Source organism: Pseudomonas sp. S8, from assembly GCF_050473925.1.
Classification (GTDB): Bacteria; Pseudomonadota; Gammaproteobacteria; order Pseudomonadales; family Pseudomonadaceae; genus Aquipseudomonas; species Aquipseudomonas parakoreensis.
Map to the genome: position 1 here is coordinate 445,122 of NZ_JBFDVZ010000016.1, position 22,240 is coordinate 467,361.

Consider the following 22,240-nt stretch of genomic DNA (forward strand, 5'->3'; position numbering starts at 1 on the left):
TGAAACCTGCCGGGTTATTGATTGGCCGCCAGCAGGCGCTGATCCACGCTCAGAATCGCCTCGACCATCGCTCGCGCGGCCGGGGTCATGGAGTAACCGACGCGGGTGACGATGCCGTAACTCAGGTGAAGGGCCGGGTCGTCGCGGGGCACGTCGCTGAATTCGAGCAGGTTAATCAAACCCTGATCAACCTGATCGCGCAGTGCCTCAAGCGTTGCCAGCCCCACCGCGTCCGAGCGCAGTACCACGCGCTGGATTGCATCGAACTGAGCGCACTCGACGCTGGGGTTGAAATCCGGCTCGCCCAGTACATCCGCCAATATCTTGCGGATCATCGGCGGGATCCGTGTGCCCACCACCGGATAGTCGAGCAGGGCACGCAGTTTCAGGTGCTTCTGCCCGGCGAGCGGGTGACCGGCGCGGCAGAAAAACCGTCCGGGCCGGGTGCGCAACAGTTGCACCTGATATTGCGGGTCACCGATGAAATAGCGCGCGTCCGCCACCAGAAACTCGATTTGCTGTTCGCGCAGCCACAACGACAGTTGCTGCCAGTCGCCCTGATGAAAGCGTGTGCGAATCAGCGGATGCGCCTGAATGAATTCGGCCAGTGCCTCGGGGACCAGCACTTGCGCTGGGTAAGGGCCGCAGCCGAATTGCAGTTCGCCTCCCGTCAGGCCGTTGTATTGCGTCAACTCGTTGTGCAACGCCTGACTGCCGGCGAGCAGGCGCCGAGCGTGTTGCAGCACCAGTTCACCCTGGCCGGTGAGACGAAACTCGCGACTGCTGCGCTCTACCAACTCACAGTCAAGGTCACGTTCCAGCGTCTGAATGCTGCGGCTGAATGCCGGTTGGCTGAGGTTGATCGCCTCGGCGGCGCGGCCGAAATTTCGGTAGTCGGCGAGGGCCACGAGGTGGCGAAGCTGGCGCAAATCCATCATGCGTCTCCTGCATTGTGCGAATACTTTTAATGCATTGGATCGATATCACGTTGGCTGGCATAAGTACACGCCTGTTCCTCGACAAGCCTCATCATGTCCTATCCCATGTTCGCTTCCAGCGCCTTCACCCGCACCATTCTCGGCCACGCCGAGCAGTCCGGGCTGTGCCCGCAAACCTTGCTGGCGCGGGCCGGAATCTGCCGAACGGCGCTGGATGATCATGACCGACAGATTCCTGCGCAGGCAGTCGAGCAATTGTGGCGCGAGTGTGAGCAGGCGGGGGCGGCCTCGACCTTCGGTTGCGAACTGGTCAACGCGCTGGCGACTACAAGTCTGCAAGGGCTGAACATTTTGCTCGACTCGGCGGCGACCCTGCGCGCGAGTCTGGAATGCTTTGTGACGTTTGTGCCGAGGATCACCAATTATGTGGTGGCCGAGTTGCAGGAGACCGGCAGTGTGGCCCATTTGCACCTGCGACCGGTGCAAGGTCAGGCGCATCACTTTGGCCTGGACGCGGCCACCATCACCCTGGTGCGCAACATCGCCCGACGCTTGGGCAGGCCACCGGAGCAGGTGTTTGCCAGCGTCAGTCTGTGCCCGCCACAAGCGGCCGGCACCTGGCTGCGCAATGTCGCCATCGCTGTCGCGCAGGGTGAACATCCATGCCTGACGCTACACCGTTCATGCCTGGACGAAACACTGGCGGGCGCCAATCCGTTTTTGCACCAGAGCATGCTCCGGCACTGGCAGGCCGAATCGAGTTCGCCCACGCGCAATGACAGTCTGGAACTGGCGCGGCACTGGCTCACGGCCGGTGATCAGCCGATCGAACGCATTGCCGAACGCCTGGGTTATCGCCAGCCGAGCAACTTCATCCGGGCATTTCGCAAACAGTTCGGCATCACGCCCAAGCAGTTTCGCCTCAACCCGTCATAACGTGTGCCGATGATTGTTTTTTGTCGGCCATCGCTTGCGTATGGCGCGTGAGGGTTGGGCACCGTGTCTGTGCTGAGCAAACCTGACCGGAGCCCAATAATGACAAGAATATGCTCGGTCACGCCCCAAGTCCGTCCGCGACTTTTCCGGCGTGGCCACCACCGTACGCAACCCTTGACGCTGGCGATCCTCGCCGCGCTGTCGAGTCCTGGCTACGCCACCAGTATCGAGCTGAACGAGGACTGGAGCCTGTCGACCAAAACCACCCTGACCCTGGGCAGCAGCTGGTCGACGCAACATCCTGAAAAAAGCCTGATGACCCGCGCCAATGCCCTGCAAGCGCAAGGTGTGCACGCCAACGGCAGCAGCGTCAGCGCCGACGACAACCGGCTGAATTTCGAGAAGGGCGATCCGATCTCGCAGACCTTCAAGGGCCTGACCGATTTCAGCCTTGACGGTCAGGGGCAGGGTGCCTTTCTGCGCTTCAAATACTGGTACGACGCAGCCTATGAAGATGGCAATGGCCGCTTCAAGAAATTCGACGATTCGGGCTGGGATGACCTGTCGAAATTCAAAGGCTTCAAGGCGCTTGATGCCTACGTCTGGAAGGATTTTCAGATCGATGATCATCCGCTCAACATCAAGGTCGGCAATCAGGTGTTGTCATGGGGTGAATCGCTGTTGATCCAGAACGGCATCAACGTGATCAACCCGCTCGACATCTCGGCGTTCAACCGTCCGGGTGTGGAGATCAAGGAAGGCCAGTTGCCGGTGGAAATGGTGTCGTTCAGTTTCGGCATTTCCGACACGCTCAATCTGGAAGGTTTTTATCAATACAACTGGCGCGAGAGTGTGCTGGACGGTTGCGGCACCTTTTTCGCCAGCAGTGATGCGATCCAGAAGGGTTGCGGGCCGCTGTACCTGAGCCAGGTGCAGACCGACAGGCAGATGCAGGCCGCCGGGTTGTACGCCTATTCGCGCGGCAATGAATCGCCGTCGGACAACGGCCAGTTCGGCTTTGCGCTGCGCAACATGATCCCGGCGCTGAACGATGCCGAGGCGGCGATCTACTACATCAACTATCACTCGCGCCTGCCGTATTTCACCCTCGACGCACGCAACTCGGCGCTGCCTGGGACCTTTCCCGGCGGCATCCAGGCGCCCAGTTATGCGGCGGCGTTTCCGGAAAACATTCACCTGTACGGCATCAGCCTCAATGGCGTGGAGCCGGTCAGCGGCATTTCGCTCGCCGGTGAGTTGAGCTATCGACCGAACATGCCGCTGGCGATCAATGCGCCGGACATCAATGTCGCAGTGATTTCGGGCCCGGGCGGCAGCTCCTGGGTGGATCTGCCGCCGGGCTTCAACACCAATGCCGGCAGTCGTTATGACGGCTGGGTGCGCAAGGGTGTCTGGCAGATGACCGGCTCGGCAACCCAGGCATTCGACAACATTCTGGGCGCGACGCGCTTGAGCCTGTTCGGCGAGGCCGGGGTCGTGCACATCGACGACCTGGGTGACGAGCGTCTGGGACGCAGCGCGGCGTTCGGGCGCAGTGCGCCGCGCAACGGTACGGCGTGCAACACCGTGGCCTCCGGGGTCACCAATCAGTACTGCACCGACAAGGGTTTTGCCACGGACTGGTCGTGGGGGTATCGCCTGCGCGCCAGCCTCGAATACAGCGACGTGCTGCCGGGGATCAACCTGATTCCGGCGGTCAACTGGCGGCATGACGTCTCGGGGTATTCCTACGATCCGCAAGGTCCGTTCCAGGAGGGTCAGCAAGCGCTGGGCCTGAGCCTGACCGGCGTGTACATGAACGATTACAGCGTGGAACTGGCCTACAACGCCTTCTTCGGTTCCAACGATTACAGCACCCTCGACGACCGCGATTTCGCATCCGTCAGCTTCAAGGCAGATTTCTAGGGAGAATCACCATGCGTATGCAATTGTGTGTGTTGGCGCTGGCGTGCAGCGTCGGTCTGGCGCAGGCCAAAGGTAACGATCCGGCGCCGCTGGGCAAGACGTTGACCCCGATGGGCTCGGAGATGGCGGCGAATGCCGACGGTTCCATTCCGCCCTGGACCGGCGGCCTGGCGAGCAATGCCGGCACGGTCGACAGCAAGGGCAGTTACAGCGATCCGTATGCGGTGGAAAAACCGTTGTTCACCATCACCGCGCAGAACGTCGCGCAGTACCAGAAGTTTCTCAGTCCCGGGCAGATCGCCTTGTTCAAGCGCTACCCCGACAGCTACAAGATGAATATCTACCCCACCCACCGCAGCGCCAACCTGCCCAAGGATGTATTGGAGCAGAGCCGCGCCAACGTCGCCAAAACCAGCCTGGCCGACGGTGGTAACGGTTTGCATGATTACGCCCGGGGCATTCCGTTTCCACTGCCCACCGAAGGCCTGGAGGTGATGTGGAACCACATGACCCGCTATCGCGGCGGCAGTTATGAGCGCATCAGCAGTTCGGCGCTGGTGCGTGAGAACGGTGCCGTCAGTTATATCCGCAACCAGTCGCTGATCAACTTTGCCGACACGGTGTCCGGGCTGGAGCCAAACGCCAACACCCTGTTCCTGTTCAAGAGCCGGGTGCTGGAACCGGCGCGGCTGTCGGGTGAAGCGGTGCTGGTGCACGAGCCGATCGATCAGGTCGCCGAGCCGCGTTCGGCCTGGCAATACCTGCCCGGCCAGCGCCGTGTGCGTCGGGCGCCGATGCTCGCCTACGACAACAGCGCGCGATACAGCAACGGCCTGATCACCGCCGACAACATCGACGGCTACAACGGTGCGCCGGATCGTTTCGACTGGAAACTGATCGGCAAGCAGGAGCTGTTCATTCCCTACAACAGCTACAGGATCGGCAGCCACGCGCTCAAGTACGACGAGGTGATCAAACCCAACCACATCAATCAGGACCTGGCGCGCTACGAAAAGCACCGGGTGTGGGTGGTGGAAGCCACGCTCAAGCCCAACGCCCGGCACATCTACGCCAAGCGGCGCTTTTATGTGGACGAAGACAGTTGGCAGATCGCCCAGTCCGACCAGTACGACAGTCGCGGCGAACTGTGGCGCAGCGGTGAGCTGCACGCAATTGCCCAGTACGACCATGGCTTCACCTACAACGTGCTCGAGACCTCCTACGACCTGATCGCCGGGCGTTATTACGCCGGCGGTCTGGCCAACGAAGAGACGCAGCCGATGCGGGTCGGGTTTGCAGCCAAGACCGACGATTACACGCCCTCGGATCTGCGGCGCTGGGCCAAGTAACCGACCGTGCTCCCTGTAGGCGTTGTCGAGTGCAACGAGGCTGCGATCTTTTGATCTTCCACAGCAAAGTCAAAAGATCGCAGCCTGCGGCAGCGCCTACAGGTTCTTTTGTTTCTTCAGGAGAATCTTCATGCGTCACTGGATTTGCGCTATCACCCTCGGCGCCAGCCTGGGCACCGTGCAGGCTGCCGATCTCGATGCGACTCAGGCCAAGGCCCTGGCGCAAGAGGCGTATGTGTTCGCTTACGCTACCGTCGAACACGACAAAGTGCTGACAGCGATCAACGCGAAACTGCCGTTCAACAGGCTTTACAGCGAACCGCGCCTGCTCGGGCCGCAGGACAACAAAGTGGTGTCGCCGAACAACGACACCTTCTATTCCCGCGCCTTGCTTGACCTGCGCGCCGAGCCGATGGTGCTTGAGGTGCCAGCGGTTGAAGAGCGCTATTACAGCTTTCAGCTGGTCGACCTGCGTACCGATAACCTCGACTACATCGGTACCCGCGCCACCGGCAATCAGGCCGGGCGTTATCTCATCGCCGGGCCGGACTGGCAGGGCGAGGTTCCGCCCGGTTTCAATGGCGTGATCCGCTCGCCGAGTCGTCTGGTGTTCCTGCTCGGGCGCACCGAAGTCCGGGGCGAGTCAGACCAGAAAGAAGCCGCCCGCGTGCTGATGGGTTATGCCCTGCAACCATTGTCGCGAGTGCTGGGCAGCGCCGCACCCGTGGCCCTGGCGCCATTGCAATTGCCAGCCTATCCGGACACCAAACACGGTGAAGCGCAGGCCTTGTTCAACACCTTCAATGCGCTGGCACCCTTGCACCAGTGGACGGCGGGTGAGCAGTCCAGACTTGCGCGTTTCGCCGCAATCGGCGTGCAACCCGGCGTTGCGTTCAACCCTGCGCCGACGCTGCGCGAGGCGATTGCCGCGGGTGCCGAGGCCGGGCGCGAACAGGTGCGCGCAGCATCGAGTCAGCTGTCGGTGGAGCAGCAGGGCTGGTTTCGTTCACCCGACAACGTCGGCAAGTTCGGCGATGACGACCTGACCCGCGCCGCCGTCGCCTGGCGTTACATCTATGCCAACGATCCTGCCGAAGCGTTGTATCCGATGGCGTTGCACGATGTCGAAGGGCAGTTGCTCGACGGTCGCCAGGCTTATCGTCTGCACTTTCCGGCCGGGCAGTTGCCGCCGGTGAACGCGTTCTGGTCGCTGACCCTGTACGACGGCAAGACCCAGTTGCTGGCAGCCAATCCGATTCAGCGTTACGCCCTGGGCGATCGCAGCGCGAATCTGCAGTACGACGCCGATGGGGGCCTGACCCTGTTGCTGCAACCGAACGCACCGGCCCAGGCGCAACAAGGCAACTGGCTGCCGACGCCGCAAGGGCCGTTCAACCTGCTGCTGCGTCTGTACCTGCCCAAACAACCGGCGCTGGATGGCCGTTATCAGTTGCCGAGCATTGCGAGGGTCGAGCCATGAATCCGATTGTCAGTCGCCGCCGGGTATTGGGCGGCATGGGGTTGCTGGGAGGCAGTCTGATGATGCCGCATTGGGTATTGGCGGAGGATGCCAGCGAGCTTCAGGCGATTGCCCAGCAGGCCTGGATTTACGCGTACCCGATGCTCATGCATTACCAGACCCTGGAAAAACAGCTGCTCAATCCGAGTGCGCCGGAGTACGTCGGCGGGTTCAATCGCTTTCGCCATTACAGCCAGCTCTACACCCCGGTCAATCGCGAAATCGTCACGCCCAACAACGACACGCCGTACTCCTGGGCCTGGCTCGACCTGCGCAGTGAGCCGCAGGTCCTGAGCGTGCCCGCGGTGGAAAAGGACCGGTACTACGTGCATCAACTGGTTGATCAGTACACCCACAATTTCGGCTATGTCGGAGTGCTCAGTACCGGTCGCGAGGCCGGTGATTACCTGATCGCCGGGCCGCACTGGCAGGGCACTGCGCCGAGCGGCATCAAAGCCGTGCTGCGCAGTGAAACCGAGATCGTCATGATCCTCGGCCGCACGGGTCTGAAGAATGCCGATGACATGCCCGCCGTGCGTAGCTTGCAGCAGCAATACCGTTTGCGCGGCTTGCACGAATACACCGGTGGCCCGGCACCGACAGCGGCCGCGCCGCTTGCCTGGCCGGCGTGGGACAGTAAAAGCGGATTGGGGCCGGCGTTTATCGGCGTGCTCAATCAGATTCTGGCGCTGTGCCCGACGCAGCCGTCGGAGCAGGCGCTGCGCGAGCGTTTTGCCAGAATCGGCATCGTGCCGGGGCAACCGTTCGATTTCGCCGCCCAATCCGCCGATCAACAGCAAGCGCTGATTGTCGGCATCCAGCAAGCGCAGGCACAACTGCAAACGGCGGTGACACAGACGCGCAGTACGCTGGGCCTGTTCGGCAACCGTGAAGCGATGCACGGCAACTATGTAAACCGTGCGGTGGGAGCGCTGATGGGGATTTACGGCAACAGCGTTGAAGAGGCCTTCTACACCGGCGCCCGTCTGGATAATCAGGGTCAAGCCTTGCAGGGCGGGCGACGTTATCGCCTGCGTTTCGCACCGGGGCAATTGCCGCCGGCCAGTGAGTTCTGGTCGCTGACGTTGTATGACTTGCCGGATCGGCAACTGGTGGCGAACGCGATCGACCGCTATTGCTTGAGCAGTCGCGATGCGTTGCAGACGGACAGTGACGGCGGACTGACGCTGCTGATGCAGAGCGTGGCGCCTGAAGCGGGTGAACTGAGCAATTGGCTGCCGACGCCGGAGAGTGGGGCGTTTACGCTGATTCTGCGGTTGTATGGGCCGGCGCGGGAGGTGGTTGAGCAGCGGTGGCGGATGCCAGTGGTTGAAGTGGTTTCTGTGTAGCCTGGGCCAACGCCTTCGCGAGCAGGGTTCAGCGTAATGCTGTGGGAGCGAGCCTGCTCGCGAAGGGCGCGACGCGGTTTAAGGAGTGACGATGTTGAACTGCGGCCCGAATGTGTCCAGGCTGCTCATCAACTCGCCGAGCTTCTTGCCGTTGCCGCCCAATTTGATCAAGCCCTTCTGCATCGCCGTGGGGAAGTCCAGTTGTTTGAGGCTGATCTTCTCCAGCGTGTCCTTGTTCAGGCTGACACTGGCATCGGCGCTCGGGTTAAGGCCCGAGCGATGCGTCAAAACGCCGTTGCGCAACGTCAGGTTGAAGTCCTTGTTCTGGTCCTCGAATGTCCAGTTCAGCGTCAGGTCATGGCCGACGGCCTTGTCGCTGTCCAGGCGCACCGCCAGATAATCGAAGAACATTTCCGGGCTCATCGCTCGCACCATGTCCACCGATACCGAAGTTCCGGCGTGGGGTGGCACGCCGTTGCGCAATTCCATGGCCCCGGTCAGGTACATGTTGCGCCACGTAGCGTTTTCGCTCTGGTAACCCAATTGCTCCAGCGTCTCGGCCTGAGCCTTGTGCGCGTCGGCGCTGTCCGGCTCGGCGAACAGCAACTGATTGCCCAGTTGTGCGGCCCAGCGATAATCGCCGGCGCTCATTGCCGCGTGCATTTTTTCCAGCACTGCGGCGCTGCCGCCCATGGCCTCGACGGTACGTTTGGCGGTGTCCACCGGTGGCAGCGGATTGAGGTTGGCCGGGTTGCCGTCATAGAACCCCATGTAGCGCTGATACACCGCACGGGTGTTGAAACTCAGCGAACCGTAATAGCCGCGCGTGTACCACTTGCGGTCGAGGTCGCCGGGCAGTTTCTTGATCGCGTCGGCGATCTCCAGTGGGGTCAGGCCCTGATTGAGCAAGTGCAGCGTGCGGTCATTGAGAAACGCATACATGTCGCGCTGATCGGCGAGAAACGTACGGATCCGTTCGCCACCCCAGGTCGGCCAGTTGTGCTGGGCGAACAACACGTCGGCCTTGTCGCCATAGCGCGCCAGACTGTCGTCCAGATATTGCGACCAGGCTTTGGCATCGCGCACCTGTGCGCCACGGGGGGTGAGGATGTTGTGCATCATCTGCGTGGCGTTTTCGGCCATGCACAGGGCTTTCAACTCAGGCAGATACAGGTTCATTTCCGCCGGCGCCTCGGTGCCGGGCGTCAGTTGAAACTCGACCTGCATTCCGGCGATGGTGTGGGTTTCCAGCTCTTTGGCGATCAGGTCGGTGGGCGCTATCAAAGTAATCGTGCCGCCGGTGGGTGTGCTCTTGCCCAGGCCGGCATCCACCTGACCCTGTTCGCCCCGTGGCAGCAGGCTGCCGAACTGGTATTGCGCGCGGCGGCTCATGGCGTTGCCGGCGTAAACGTTCTCGCTCATCACGTGTTCCATGAACCCGGCCGGGGCGAACACCTTGACCTTGCCGGCCTTGACGTCGGCCTCGTCGATCACTCCGCGCACGCCACCGAAATGGTCGACGTGGGTATGGCTGTAAATCACCGCCACCACTGGCTTGCGCGGGCGGTTGGCGTAGTACAGATCCAGCGCCGCTCTGGCGGTTTCGGCCATGGTCAGCGGGTCGATGATGATCAGCCCGTCATCACCTTCGATGATGGTCATGTTCGCCAGGTCCAGACCGCGCACCTGATAGAGCCTGGGGCTGACCTCGAACAGACCGGCGTGGGCACTCAGCTGGGCCAGGCGCCAGAGGCTGGGATTGACCGATTCCGGCGCCTGATCCTTGTTGAGGAAATCGTAGGCCTGCACGTCCCAGATCACGTTGCCGGCGGCGTCCTTGACCTGGCCTTTGAACGGCGCGATCAAGCCTTTGCTGACGGACTCGTAATCCGTGCGGTCGCTGAAAGGCAGTTGTTGCAGGACGGCAGCGTTGCTGGCGATGGTCTGTGTGCTGGGCGTGACGGGCGCGTCGGCGGCCAGCGCCGACGGGCTCAGGCATGCGGTGATCAGGCAGGCCAGCAGGCTGCGGGAACTCAAAATGAAGCGGGGCATGGTGTCTCCGGTTTTTATCGTTATGGGTGGATCCATCCCGGAGGGTAGGGCGCAGGTCTGGCGCGACAATGATCGTCAACGGACAAAAACCATTCAGGGCCGCTATCCTAGGGCCAGGTTCATCGATCAGGTCTGCCCATGCTTGAGGTTCGCGACATCTTCAAAAGCTACGCCACGCCCCAAGGCCCGCTCCCGGTGCTGCAAGGCGTCGACCTGACGCTCGAACCCGGCGGCAGCCTGGCGCTGATGGGCGAATCCGGCAGTGGCAAAAGCACTTTGCTGCACCTGATCGCCGGCCTCGACAAGGTTGATCGCGGCAGCATTCACAGCGGCGAGCATCGGCTGGAGCAGATGAACGAAGCGCAACTGGCCGACTGGCGGCGCACTGAAATCGGTCTGGTGTTCCAGCAGTTCAACCTGATCGGCAGCCTGCGGGTCGAGGACAATCTGGCGTTTCAGGCGCGTCTGGCCGGGCGCCATGACCCGCGCTGGCAAGCGCATCTGGTGCAGCGCCTGGGTTTGGGTGATTTGCTCAAGCGTTATCCCGAACAACTGTCGGGCGGCCAGCAGCAGCGGGTTGCTTTGGCCCGGGCGTTGGCGTCGCGACCGAAACTGCTGCTGGCCGACGAACCCACCGGCAGCCTCGACGAAGCCACCAGCGATGAAGTGCTGCGTCTGTTGCTGGAGTTGCTCGACGACACGCCGACCACGCTGCTGATGGTCACGCACAGCCCGCGCGTGGCGGCGCGACTGGCGCAGCGGGTGGTGTTGTCCAAGGGCCGCCTGACGTGAACGTGTTCTGGCAAACCCTGCGTGCGCTGCTCAGCCATTGGCGGCGGCATCCGGTGCAGTTCTTCAGTGTGCTGACGGGTTTGTGGCTGGCCACCAGTCTGTTGACCGGCGTCGAGGCACTGAACAGCCAGGCCCGCGACAGTTACGCCCGGGCGAGCCAGATGATTGGCGGCGAACCACAGGCCAGCCTTGCTACGCCCAATGGAGCGACGTTTACCCAGCAATGGTTCGTTGACCTGCGCCGCCAGGGCTGGCCGGTCTCGCCGCTGCTGCAGGGGCGGCTGGTACTCAAGGATCACCCGGATCAGCGCCTGCAACTGATGGGCATCGAACCGGTGTCGCTGCCGGTGGATTCCGCCGTGGCCGGGCAGGCGATGCCAATCGAGCGCATCGTCGCGTTCCTCTCGCCGCCGGGCAGCACGTGGATTTCCCCGGAAACCCTGCACGCGTTGGGCCTGATCGAAGGCGCAACACCGCAGGCCGTCAACGGACAAAGCCTGCCACCGCTGCACGCGCAACAGGACATGGCGCCGGGCGTGTTGCTGGTGGATATCGGTGTTGCGCAAACCGTGCTTGAGCAACCCCGGCAACTGTCGCGCTTGTTACTGCCCAAGGATTTTCATGCCGAGTTGCCGGCCGCGTTCAATGGCCGGTTGCAGCTCAAAAGCAGCGCCGAGGAAAACAATCTGGCGCGCCTGACCGAGAGCTTTCACCTGAATCTTGATGCCTTGGGATTTCTCTCGTTCGTGGTCGGACTGTTCATCGTGCACGCAGCTATCGGTCTGGCACTGGAGCAGCGTCGTGGCCTGCTGCGCACGTTGCGTGCCTGCGGGGTCAGTGCGCGGATGCTGATCGGCAGCCTGATCGTCGAACTCGGTGTGCTGGCGTTGATTGGCGGGGTGTTCGGCGTCGTCAGCGGTTACTGGCTGGCGAGCGTGTTGCTGCCTGATGTCGCCGCCAGTCTGCGTGGTTTGTACGGCGCGGAAGTGGCGGGGCAGTTACGCCTGAGTCCGTGGTGGTGGTTCAGCGGTATTGGTTTGAGTCTGTTCGGCGCGTTGCTGGCCGGCGCCAACAGTCTGTTGCGTGCGGCACGTTTGCCGCTGTTGGCGGTGGCGGATCCACAGGCCTGGCATCAGCAGCATGCACGCTGGTTGCGCCGTCAGGGTTGGCTGGCGGCGATGTTGGCGCTGATTGCACTGCTGGCGTTGGTCTGGGGCGACAGCCTGAGCAGCGGTTTTGTATTGATGGCCGGGTTGCTGCTGGGCGCTGCGCTGGCATTGCCGGTGGTGCTCAGCGCGGTGCTCAATCAATTGCTTGGGCGCAGTCGTTCGGTGCTGGGTCAGTGGTTTCTTGCTGACTGCCGCCAACAGTTACCGGCACTGAGTCTGGCGCTGATGGCGCTGCTGCTGGCGCTGGCGGCAAACATCGGCGCGGGCAGCATGACCGCCGGATTTCGCCAGACCTTCAATGACTGGCTCGAACAACGCCTGAGTGCCGAGCTGTACCTCAACCCGGTGAATCCGGCGCAATCGCGCGAGATGTACGTCTGGCTCAAACAACAGCCGAACGTCAGCGCGGTGCTGCCCAACTGGCAAGTAGCCGTGACCCTGCAGGGCTGGCCGGCGGATGTGTTCGGGGTGATCGACCATCCTTACTATCGCCAACACTGGCCGTTGCTCGAGGCGATTGCCGGCGATCCGTGGGCGCACCTGGCGACGGACGATGCGGTGATGCTCAGCGAACAACTGGCGCGACGGCTGAAGGTTCGCGCGGGGGATCATCTGAGCGTGCCGACGCCGGGCGGACCGTGGTCACCGCGCATCGTCGGCATCTACGCCGATTACGGCAATCCCAAGGGCCATTTGTTGGTCAACAGCAACCACCTGCTGCGCCTGTGGCCGACGCTGACGCCGAACCGTTTCAACCTGCGCATCGCGTCGCCTGACATCCCGTCGTTTTTGACTGCGCTGCAAACGCGCTTTCAGCTCGATGACAGCCGCATCGTGGATCAGGCGCGGCTCAAAGGTTGGTCGGTGCAGGTTTTCGAACGCACTTTCGCCGCCACCGCCGCGCTCAACAGCCTCACTTTGGCGGTGGCCGGTGTGGCGCTGTTCATCAGTTTGCTGACCCAAAGCCAGAGCCGCCTCGGGCAACTGGCGCCGCTGTGGGCCTTGGGCGTGACGCGCCGGCAGTTGATGCTGCTCAACCTCGGCCAGACCTGGTTGCTCGCGCTGCTGACGCTGGTGCTGGCGTTGCCGCTGGGGATCGCCCTGGCGTGGTGTCTGGATGCGGTAATCAATGTGCAGGCATTCGGCTGGCGTTTACCGTTGCGGATCTTCCCGCTGCAATTGGTGCAATTGATGGGATTGGCGTTACTGGCGACCTTGTTGGCATCAGCGTGGCCGCTGTATTCGTTGTACCGCACGCAACCGGCGGATCTGCTGAGGACGTTTGCTCATGAGGATTAAGCGGGTTGTGTTGCTTTTCACGCTGCTGCTTTTGGGCGGCTGCGATCAGCCTGTTTCTGAAGAGAAGGGTTTTGCCGGGCTCGGCGATCAGGCCGCTCAGTTCACTCCCGTGGTGCCGGGGCGGGTGTTCAGCTTCCCGGCGGATCACGGCGCCCACGACGGATTTCGTATCGAGTGGTGGTACGTCACCGCCAATCTCAAGGATCAGCAGGGCCACGATTTCGGTGTGCAATGGACGCTGTTTCGCAGTGCGTTAAAACCTGCGCCAGAGCAATCGGGCTGGGCCAACCAGACGATCTGGCTCGGGCATGCCGCGGTGACGTCGGCCACCGCGCACCATGCTGCCGAGCGCTATGCCCGGGGCGGAGTGGGGCAGGCCGGGGTTAACGTGGCGCCGTTCGAGGCGTGGATCGATGATTGGCGCTTCGCCAGTCAGGCGCAGGATCCGCTGACGGATGTGCAACTCAGTGCCCGCGACAAAGCCTTCAGCTATCAATTGCACCTCACCTCCAGTCGGCCGCTGGTGTTGCAGGGTGACAAGGGCTTCAGCCGCAAATCCGAACAAGGCCAGGCTTCGTACTATTACAGTCAGCCGTTCTTTCAGGCCAGCGGCACGCTGCAAATCGACGGCCAGACCTACACCGTCAGCGGCCCGGCGTGGCTGGACCGGGAATGGAGCAGCCAGCCGCTGGCGGCCAATCAGACCGGGTGGGACTGGTTTTCCCTGCACCTGGACAGTGGTGAGTCGCTGATGCTGTTCCGCACCCGACAAACCGATGGCGCGCCGTATCTGACTGGCACCTGGATCAATGCCGACGGCCGTACCGAAACCCTGCACGGCGAGCAGATCAGACTCACACCCAAGGACAGCGCAAAAATTGCCGGGCACACGATGCCGGTGCGCTGGTCGATCAGCATTCCCGACAAACACCTCGACATCAGCCTCGACGCGCTCAACCCCAAGGCCTGGATGGACCTGCGCATTCCTTATTGGGAGGGCCCGGTGCAGATCAGCGGCAGCCATGGCGGGCGCGGCTATCTGGAAATGACCGGGTACTGACTGCTGCATTGCCATTTATGTAAGAGCTGCCGAAGGCTGCGATCTTTTGACTTTGATTTTTAAAACAGGATCAAAAGATCGCAGCCTGCGGCAGCTCCTACAGGGATTGGGTTGAACTCCGTTTCATTGCGCAGCCTCTACAAACTATTACCCGTGGAGGATTAGCCATGAGCGACGACCTGCAACCCCCAGACCTCACCACCTGGCAGCGCCTGTTCGACGATCAGACCTACTGGCAGCAATCCCCCGACGCTCACTATTTCGACCTGCAACGCATCGCCGACGACCTGCTCGGTCAAGGCGCGATCGATCTGGAGCAGTGGCAGATCCTGCGCGCCAAGGCCGACGACCTGCACAAGGATTCGCCCGCCGCGAATATCGCCAACGAACTGGATGACCCCGAAGCCTGAGGACCCGGCATAAACAACAGCCAAGCCCTGAACAGCGTCTATGCTCAGTGGCACATTCGGTGCCAAACACGCGTTGGCGCCGGTTGCTGCCATTCACTACAGGGAAAGTACCGCTTATGAAGCTCCACGCTCTGGCCAAGGCCATCACCCTCGCAACCGTTCTGTCCGCCACCAGCTTCGTTGCCATGGCGGCGGACATTCCGCTGTCCGCCACCGTCGAGGCCGATCAGGTCACCACCAAAGTGCTGGCCGTCGATGCGGCCAACCATCAGGTCGTGCTCGAAGGCGCAGAAGGCCGTCAGGTTCACGTCCAGCTCAGCGACAAGGCGAAAAACCTCGCCAACCTCAAGGTCGGCGACCTGGTAAAACTCGAAGTCCAACGCTCGGTGGCGGCTTACCTCGATACCGATGTGGATAAAGGTCTGCCTGGCACCGTCGAACGCAGCGGTGAGCTGCGCAAGGCGCCGGGCAGCGAAAACCCGGGCGGTGAGGCCTATCGCCAGATTCAGGTGCAACTGAAAATCACCAAAATTGATTTGAAGAATAATCAAGTGACCCTGCAAAACCCGCAGGGTCAGTCGAAAACACTCGACGTGAAAAAGCCTGAAATCCAAGCCAAGCTGAAAGATCTGAAAGTCGGGCAGAGCGTAGTTGTCACTTATACCGATGTATTAAAAGTGACCAGTCAGCATGAAAGTTGAGTATTGACTCTACAAGATGGTTGTTCTTGTACAGATTATTGTATGAGAACAATCATCTGAAATGAGTTGAGCTATGCAGTGAAAGTTTCACGAAAGGATTTCGTCGATAAATATCTATTAACTTTTTCGTACATAAAATTTACCTTTGTATATGACGACATATCCGCCAACTTCTATTAAAATCCTTCCCGTTCGCCCAGTGTCAGGGCTCTTTACCGGTGCATGGATTGCCAGGCCATTACACTGGGCGAACACCTCCTCGGAGCGGATGTATACAATTTCAGATTAAAAAAAGGGCGACTTTGCAGTCGCCCTTTTTTGTGTTCGTGATCAAACCGATGCTTGCTTTTCAAAACGTTTGAGAGTGGCCTCGTACATTCTGGTACGACGGTGGTTTTTGCCGTAGGTGCCGGCGGCAGCGACGGTGCCTGCCTGGATGTGATCCAGATAGCGGAAAATCTTGCGCGGTGACAGCAGCTTGATGCCGTAGCCCAATGCGACCATTCGATCCTGCACGGTATAACCGGGAACTCGGTCATCCATGCAAAAGTGCAGTCCCTGAGACTTCATCAACCTGGCGTTCCACAACGTGCAAAAACTTTTGAGGTGAGTTTCCCGATAAGGTTTCGGCTCTTTACTGCGCAAACCCAATGCCGTTTTCGCCCGGCGAATATAGTGTTTGCAAAACCGCGAAGTTAGTCGCCAGGTGTCTCTGACAATCCCACGATTGATTTGCTCGACACACCCGACTGCAGCGATGTCTGCAGACTTTTCGCACTCACGCAGCATCATCGCGAAGACTTCCTTGTCGTAGACAAAAGTGTCGGTGTGCAGCAAAAACAGATAGTCGGTTTCAACTTTTCCCAGCGCCAGATCCAGCGCCTTGCCATGGGCAATATGTCCCGCTTCTTTGCTGGGAGAGGAGCGTTCGATCAGATTGATCCAGTCCAGCGAGCGCAAATAATCCAGACTGGCGTCGGCAGAATCATTGTCCACCACCCAAACCGGAATGCGCTGCGCCTGGACATGCTCGCGCAACAGCTCCAGGCACATCCGGGTGATGTCCGGGGTTTTGTAATTTACCAGTACAAGACTGAAATTCGGCTGCGTAACGGCTGGTAAATCAAACTGGTTCATTCAGGAAGCTCATCCGCGGTTGATCGGCGACAGGTGTCTCTCGGGCCGGGATGCTAGCGACGCAAGCTTAGTTGAAGCTTAATTTGCTGTTCAGGAAGTGAGGCGAGGTGTTTCGAGACAGGACATCTCGCGCACGACGCAAGCCGGCCCACAGGCTAAACTGCGCGCCCCTCAGATGCTTCAAGGAAGAAACGGCACCTGCCGTCGCCCCACGGATGAAACCACTTTCCCTCTACCACCCGGCCCTGTACTGGCTGCGCGTGTGGCAAAAAAGACTGTTCCGCCAGATCGCCTGGCACTGCTCCAGCAATCGCTACGCACGCCTGGTTGCCGGCGCTGACCGTCTGCCATTCCGCTACCTGAAACACACCTCAAAACTCATCCGCAAACTCGGCGACTCCGACCTCGCCCTGCAACACAACAAAGTCATCAACCTGAAACTCGCCGTCGCCGCCATCGACGGCCTCATCATCGCCCCCGGCGAACACTTCTCCTTCTGCCGCCTCGTCGGCCGCCCAACCCGCAAACGCGACTACGTCGAAGGCATGGAACTGTCCTTCGGCGAAGCACGCAGCGGTATCGGCGGCGGAATCTGCCAACTGAGCAACCTGATCCACTGGATGGCGATTCACTCGCCGCTGGTCGTTGTTGAACGCTCCAACCACAGCTTCGATCCATTCCCGGATGAAGGGCGAGTGCTGCCATTCGGTTCCGGTGCGGCAATTTTCTACAACTACGTTGACCTGGTACTGCACAACCCGACGGATCGGAGTTTTCAGTTGAAGTTGAATGTGGGGGACACGCAGCTGGAGGGCGAGTTGTTGTGCGATCAGGTGCGGGCGTATCGGTATCACGTGTTTCAGGAAGGGCACCGGTTTGTGCGGGAGGAGGAGCGGGTCTATCGGGAGAACGAGATCTGGCGGGAGGTGAGGGAGAAGGGGCAGGTGGGGGAATTGGTGGAGCGGGTGAGGTTGTATCGGAATCGGGTGGTGGTTAAGTATGAGGTGATGGACGAGTTGATCGGGTAGGGCGCACAAATAGCTACGATGATATTGGCGCCCACTGATCAGTTTCTGAAATAGAGCTCATCCAGTTGGCGTTTGCGTATGGACAGATACTCTTCCCATACCTTGGGGAAGTCTTCATCTTTGGTCAGCGGGAAGGTCAGATAGACGTACCTTCCAACCACACTGATATATTGCCTCGCACGCTTGAAGGCCGGTTGTTCGTAAGCTGCCACGCTTTCGTCGTAGGCGTCATGGTAGTGATGGATGCTCACTCGGTGCGGGGCGATCATGCACCGCGAAAAATCGATCACCCAGCAGCTATCAACGGCTGTGCTCAAATAACCGTAGACACCGTCGCTGGATAGACGAATGCACGAATTAGCCTGGGTGCCGTCGTCATCGTTGACCAAAATGATCTGGTCCGCGAAGTAATTGATATTTCTGCCGTCAGGCCCTTGCAGGACCAAGCTCCAGCCTTCGGCTCCCATGCGGAATTCACCGTTGTTTTCGAAGGTGGCGATCCAGTTGTTGGTGAGTGTGATTTGATGTTTATTCATGGGTGCTCATGTAAACCGAAGGGCCGAAAAGTACTGGGTATTTTGTTTTGAACTCCAATAGAGAGTTTTTATTTTCTGCACGGATTAAAAAATACTCGTCAATTATCTCTATTTTGATAGTGAGGCTCTCTTGAGTAGGTATGTTTTTTAAGAATAATTCCTTGACTCCGTTGCAGCTCAAGCCAATGCGGCAAGTGTTGAATCCCATCTTTATCCATTTTTCAGGTGCGGAGTCGGGGGTTTCTGGGATATCGAATTCGAAGGTTATGTTAGGTCTGTTGTTGTCGATTGTTATTTGGAATAAATTTATCGTGCTAATTTTAATGGGTTTGGTGAACACTCTATTGAATAAGGTGTTGCCATCAAATTCATTCCAGGTTTTCATTTTTTTTCCCTTGAAGGGGTAGTGTTCATTGGTGCCGGGGACCTTTCCGGTCCTAGTGTCATCGAAGGCAAAAGAGGCAAAAGGGAACAGATTTATTTTGATTGCTTTTTTGGGCTGCCTACACAAAAAATCTGTGCCCTGTATTCGTTTTTCTATCGTGTCGGGTGGTCGCTGATATTAATGTGATATTTTTATGGGGTTAGCAGAGTTTTTAGACTTTGAATTCTTTAAATGTCTATCATCAGCTGTGCCGAAGTCGTGATCTGCATGCTTTTTCAAAGCTGTTCAAGGTTAAGAGTGCATCCCTTGAGCTTTAATCGTTTGATTTCCTCATCAAAAGTGTACTTTGGCAGATCTTTGTTTTTTAAATCGTACTGTTGCCTAAGCAAACGAAATAGTTTTCCTATATCTTTCTTGCTTCTCTCGTCAAGACTTTCGATTAAGTCGTAACTATTGCTCGATAAAAAGGTTATTTTATTTTTAAGTGTGTAGTAAGCGCTTATATTTGAGAATAATCCTTCGGCATCTGAATAATCTTCCTTCAAATATTTTGCGTAATCTTCAAATATCGATGTGAGTAAATTTTGTGCGGCTTTCTGATTTTTTAAAACACTGCACATTTCCTGCCAGTTGCTGATAAAAAGATGGTCTCCCCAGTCGGAGTCTCGAGCAAAATATTGTCCATTTCCTTTAAAGAAATCAGATATTTCGTGAAGGTCTAAAGCAGTTTCAAAAGTGGTCTTCATTGAAGATTTTTCCAGTCATCGAAATTTTGCAATGAAAAGGGGGCGGATTTATTTTCTGAAAAGAAGGCCAAAGGGAGGGCGTTCAATCACTTTTGATAAAAAAGTGGCAAGCTGAAGCAGTATAGGTATGCTCAGTTTTTTGGTGAGTGATTTCACCAGAAATAGAAATCCATTATTTTTTATAAATTGAAAGCGTTTACGTGTTTATGTCATTCAGTTATGTTGAGTTGCCATTTTTATCGGATGACGAATGGTTTTTTTCGATATTCTTTAAGTTGAGTATTAAATATGGATTTGTAGTTTTTATTAGTTTATATATTTCTGGGAAAAATTCAGAAGTAAAAAAACAATCCAGTATTATGTTTTATTGCTGATTCATTAAGCTTTAAGATTTTGTTTATTATTTCGGTGTTGGTGGTTTTTAATGCTTCTTGGAATATGTTGAGGGATGTTTGTAACTCTGAGATTCCTTGTATTTTTTCGTCTTCGTACTCATCTATAAGTATTCCTAATGTTGAGTTAATTTTTTCAATTGCTCCGGTCTTTACAAGGGTTGAGAATTCATCTTCGGAAAGAAAAATTTCTTCCAGATCTCCCGGTAAACATGCATCAAAGTCTAATCGATTCATTGCTTCCACGGTTACTGGCACTGAAATTGTTTTCACTTCTATGGTTCCTTTAAAATGCGTAACTTCGTTGTATTCGCTTTGCGATCTGCCTGTTTGCTTTCCGTTCGGAAGCGTTTTGTTGCTAGGTACAATTAAGTCAAGGTTCAGATATTTACGTTTTCCGGGAAGTGAGGGGGGCGTAAACTCTAAAATAGTTTCCATTCATGTCTTCTACTATTTCTACTCCGTTTTGAGGGTTTTCGTATATTTTCTTACCCTTATCAGTGGTGCTGATTATAGGATTGTTGCCGGCGAATTTTTCCACAGCATTATTTAAATTTGCTTTAGGCCAATTTGCAGAGTATTGAGCAGCTCGAGCTGCGCCTCCTGTCTCAGGTGCTTTTTGATCGCCCTCATTTACTTGTGGTTTTGTTGCAGCATCGTCAGCCCCCACTCCAGGCGTACAATTCTCGCCGCCAGGACAAGTGTTCAGACCAAGCGGATCCACCCACCCCGTAGGATTAGGCACGTACTGGTAGCTATTCAAACCGCCTGCAAGCTTGATCGGATCCGGCGTCAAAAACCGCCCAGTGCCAGGATTGTAGTAGCGGTGCCGATTGTAATGTAACCCCGTCTCGGCGTCGAAATACTGACCCTGGAAGCGCAGCGGGTTATCGATTTCGCTGACGTCCAGCGCAGCGAGGTTACCGTAGGCGCGGTACTTCGCCGACCACATGATCTCGCCACTGTAGTCGGTGAGTTCCTGCGGTGTGCCCAGATGGTCGAGTTGGTAGTAAAACGGCGTGGCTTTGCGCGGGCCTTCGCCATCGAGCATCGCCAATGGACGGAAGCTGCCGGGTTCGTAGATGTAACTGCGGTAGCGGTTGTCGGCGCTTTCAGCGATCAATCGTTCGCCTTGCCACAGAAACTCGGTAGTGTGGCCGTCGACGGTTTTTTCGATGCGTCGGCCGAAGGCGTCGTATTTGTAGGACGCGGTGCTCCCACCCGGCAGGCTTACGCCGATTAGGCGGTGCTGGCAGTCGTAGCGGTATTCGGTGACGAGTTTCTGGCCGGCGCCACGACGTTCGCGGATCAGGTTGCCGTAGGCATCGTAGTCGTAGTGGCGGTCGCCTTGCATCAGCAGACGGTTGCCTTTGACGTTGGCCAGGTTCGCTGTGCCTTCGTTGTTCTGACCCAGCAGGTTACCCGCCGGGTCATGGGCGAAGCTTTCCGGTGTCGTGCCGCGTACGCTAATGAGCCGATCAAGTGGATCGTAATGGTAGCTGCGATTGCCTTTACGGTTATCGTCGATGCCGGCGAGGTTGCCGTTGGCGTCGTAGTTGTAGCGACGCTGGAACAGGTTTTTATCACGCTGGCCGACGGTGTGTGCTTGCAGGCGGCCTTGTTCGTCGTATTGGTATTGGCTGAGCAGCAGGCCTTGTTGACGCTGTTGTTCGCGACCGGCGCTGAACTGGTGAGCGGTGAGACGTGAGCCATTGAGGTCGATGCTGCTCAGGCGTCCGCCGGAGAGGTGGCGATAGTCGAGTTTGCTGCCATCCGGAAGGCGGCAGTGGCAAAGCTGGCCAACGCTGTCGTACTCGTAGCGCAGGGTGCCCCAGCCTTGGTGTTCCTCGATGAGGCGGTCTTGCAGGTCGTACTTGTAGGCGAGCGGCCAGTGACCGTCGTCGACGTTTACCAGGCGGCCGAGGGCGTCGTAGCTGTAGTGAATCTCCTCGCCATCGGCGAGGGTTTTTACCAGCAGACGGCCAGCGGCGTCGCGTTGATACTCGGTAACGAGTTCGCTGCCGTCATCACCGAATTCGGTTTTCTTCAGCAACTGGCCGTTGAGGTCGTATTCGTAGGCCGTGCGGCGACCGTCGAAGCCGGTTTCCTGCTGGATCAGGCCGTTCGCGTAGTAATCGAGCTGGTAATGCTCGCCGCGCTCGTTTTCGATGTCGGTGAGCAGCAGACGCGAGTTGTCGTAGCGGTAGCGCAGTTGGCTGCCGTCCGGGTTGATGCGGCGGCTGACCAGGTGCAGGTTGTCGGCGTATTCGTAGCGAGTGATGCGGCCGAGTTCGTCACGTTCGGCGGTGACGTTGCCATAGGCGTTGTAGGTGAAGGCACGTGTTGCACCGCCCGGCAGCGTGACTTGTGCCAGGCGGTTGGCCGCATCCCATTGGTAGTGGGTGATGGCGCCCGATTCTTCCTGGCGAGTGATTTACCGACCCAGTGCGTCGTAGCGAGTTGATCGCCTTCTGGCAGACGTTCTTCCAGCAGCTGACCGAGGTATATCCAGCCCT

The 22,240-nt window shown here is 58.3% G+C and carries 18 protein-coding genes and 1 pseudogene; 11 read left to right on the top strand and 8 right to left on the bottom strand.

Annotation, left to right across the window (positions count from 1 at the left end; translation table 11 throughout):
* Positions 1-14 precede the first annotated feature (14 nt).
* Positions 15-935 (bottom strand): LysR family transcriptional regulator, encoded by a 921-nt coding sequence (locus AB1J88_RS03480; RefSeq protein WP_430290212.1) that lies wholly within the window; start codon positions 933-935, stop codon positions 15-17.
* 96 nt (positions 936-1,031) lie between these two features.
* Here AB1J88_RS03480 and AB1J88_RS03485 point away from each other — a divergent pair, with 96 nt between their 5' ends.
* The 5 genes from AB1J88_RS03485 to AB1J88_RS03505 all read left to right on the top strand — a co-directional run bounded on the left by AB1J88_RS03485 (position 1,032) and on the right by AB1J88_RS03505 (position 8,017).
* Positions 1,032-1,874, top strand: coding sequence for an AraC family transcriptional regulator ligand-binding domain-containing protein (locus tag AB1J88_RS03485; RefSeq protein ID WP_430290213.1), 843 nt, complete (start codon positions 1,032-1,034; stop codon positions 1,872-1,874).
* A 99-nt stretch (positions 1,875-1,973) separates the two neighbouring features.
* Positions 1,974-3,800 carry a DUF1302 domain-containing protein gene (locus tag AB1J88_RS03490; RefSeq protein ID WP_430290214.1) on the top strand — a complete coding sequence of 609 codons (1,827 nt, stop codon included), beginning with the start codon at positions 1,974-1,976 and terminating at the stop codon, positions 3,798-3,800.
* Positions 3,801-3,811: 11 nt separating this feature from the next.
* Positions 3,812-5,149, top strand: a complete 1,338-nt coding sequence (locus tag AB1J88_RS03495; protein ID WP_430290215.1) for a DUF1329 domain-containing protein — start codon at positions 3,812-3,814, stop codon at positions 5,147-5,149.
* Positions 5,150-5,279: 130 nt separating this feature from the next.
* Positions 5,280-6,629 (top strand): DUF1254 domain-containing protein, encoded by a 1,350-nt coding sequence (locus tag AB1J88_RS03500; protein WP_430290216.1) that lies wholly within the window; start codon positions 5,280-5,282, stop codon positions 6,627-6,629.
* Complete coding sequence (locus tag AB1J88_RS03505) at positions 6,626-8,017, top strand: DUF1254 domain-containing protein (RefSeq protein WP_430290217.1); 1,392 nt, start codon at positions 6,626-6,628, stop codon at positions 8,015-8,017. The genes AB1J88_RS03500 and AB1J88_RS03505 overlap by 4 nt, the downstream gene beginning before the upstream one ends.
* 78 nt (positions 8,018-8,095) lie before the next feature.
* On the opposite strand, the gene AB1J88_RS03510 is transcribed toward AB1J88_RS03505, so the two are convergent.
* Positions 8,096-10,069: an alkyl/aryl-sulfatase gene (locus AB1J88_RS03510; protein WP_430290218.1), complete on the bottom strand. Its 1,974-nt coding sequence runs from the start codon at positions 10,067-10,069 to the stop codon at positions 8,096-8,098.
* Positions 10,070-10,207: 138 nt separating this feature from the next.
* Between AB1J88_RS03510 and AB1J88_RS03515 the strand changes: the two genes are divergently transcribed.
* From AB1J88_RS03515 to AB1J88_RS03535, 5 genes are all read left to right on the top strand, one after another.
* On the top strand, positions 10,208-10,861 hold the full coding sequence (locus AB1J88_RS03515) for an ABC transporter ATP-binding protein (RefSeq protein WP_430290219.1): 654 nt from the start codon (positions 10,208-10,210) through the stop codon (positions 10,859-10,861).
* Positions 10,858-13,329, top strand: a complete 2,472-nt coding sequence (locus AB1J88_RS03520; RefSeq protein ID WP_430290220.1) for an ABC transporter permease — start codon at positions 10,858-10,860, stop codon at positions 13,327-13,329. Before AB1J88_RS03515 ends, AB1J88_RS03520 begins: the two co-directional genes overlap by 4 nt.
* The gene (locus tag AB1J88_RS03525; RefSeq protein WP_430290221.1) at positions 13,319-14,389 is read left to right on the top strand and encodes a lipocalin-like domain-containing protein; all 1,071 of its coding nucleotides are present in this window, start codon (positions 13,319-13,321) and stop codon (positions 14,387-14,389) included. The genes AB1J88_RS03520 and AB1J88_RS03525 overlap by 11 nt, the downstream gene beginning before the upstream one ends.
* Before the next feature lie 167 nt (positions 14,390-14,556).
* Positions 14,557-14,799: a hypothetical protein gene (locus tag AB1J88_RS03530; protein WP_430290222.1), complete on the top strand. Its 243-nt coding sequence runs from the start codon at positions 14,557-14,559 to the stop codon at positions 14,797-14,799.
* 116 nt (positions 14,800-14,915) lie between these two features.
* Positions 14,916-15,500, top strand: coding sequence for a hypothetical protein (locus tag AB1J88_RS03535; protein WP_430290223.1), 585 nt, complete (start codon positions 14,916-14,918; stop codon positions 15,498-15,500).
* 330 nt (positions 15,501-15,830) lie between these two features.
* Here AB1J88_RS03535 and AB1J88_RS03540 read toward each other — a convergent pair whose 3' ends face one another.
* Positions 15,831-16,637 carry a glycosyltransferase gene (locus AB1J88_RS03540; RefSeq protein ID WP_430290224.1) on the bottom strand — a complete coding sequence of 269 codons (807 nt, stop codon included), beginning with the start codon at positions 16,635-16,637 and terminating at the stop codon, positions 15,831-15,833.
* A 215-nt stretch (positions 16,638-16,852) separates the two neighbouring features.
* Between AB1J88_RS03540 and AB1J88_RS03545 the strand changes: the two genes are divergently transcribed.
* Positions 16,853-17,665 (top strand): VanW family protein, encoded by an 813-nt coding sequence (locus AB1J88_RS03545; protein ID WP_430290225.1) that lies wholly within the window; start codon positions 16,853-16,855, stop codon positions 17,663-17,665.
* 38 nt (positions 17,666-17,703) lie between these two features.
* On the opposite strand, the gene AB1J88_RS03550 is transcribed toward AB1J88_RS03545, so the two are convergent.
* The 5 genes and pseudogenes from AB1J88_RS03550 to AB1J88_RS03570 form a co-directional block, all read right to left on the bottom strand.
* A complete protein-coding gene (locus AB1J88_RS03550; protein ID WP_430290226.1) occupies positions 17,704-18,201 on the bottom strand; it encodes a hypothetical protein in 498 nt (165 codons plus the stop codon).
* Positions 18,194-18,586, bottom strand: coding sequence for an Imm50 family immunity protein (locus AB1J88_RS03555; RefSeq protein ID WP_430290227.1), 393 nt, complete (start codon positions 18,584-18,586; stop codon positions 18,194-18,196). The genes AB1J88_RS03550 and AB1J88_RS03555 overlap by 8 nt, the downstream gene beginning before the upstream one ends.
* A gap of 275 nt (positions 18,587-18,861) precedes the next feature.
* Positions 18,862-19,332 (bottom strand): hypothetical protein, encoded by a 471-nt coding sequence (locus tag AB1J88_RS03560; RefSeq protein ID WP_430290228.1) that lies wholly within the window; start codon positions 19,330-19,332, stop codon positions 18,862-18,864.
* A gap of 332 nt (positions 19,333-19,664) precedes the next feature.
* A complete protein-coding gene (locus AB1J88_RS03565; protein WP_430290229.1) occupies positions 19,665-20,162 on the bottom strand; it encodes a hypothetical protein in 498 nt (165 codons plus the stop codon).
* A gap of 244 nt (positions 20,163-20,406) precedes the next feature.
* Positions 20,407-22,238 (bottom strand): annotated as a pseudogene (locus AB1J88_RS03570) (RHS repeat-associated core domain-containing protein); the annotation flags it as partial.
* Between the last annotated feature and the right edge of the window lie 2 nt (positions 22,239-22,240).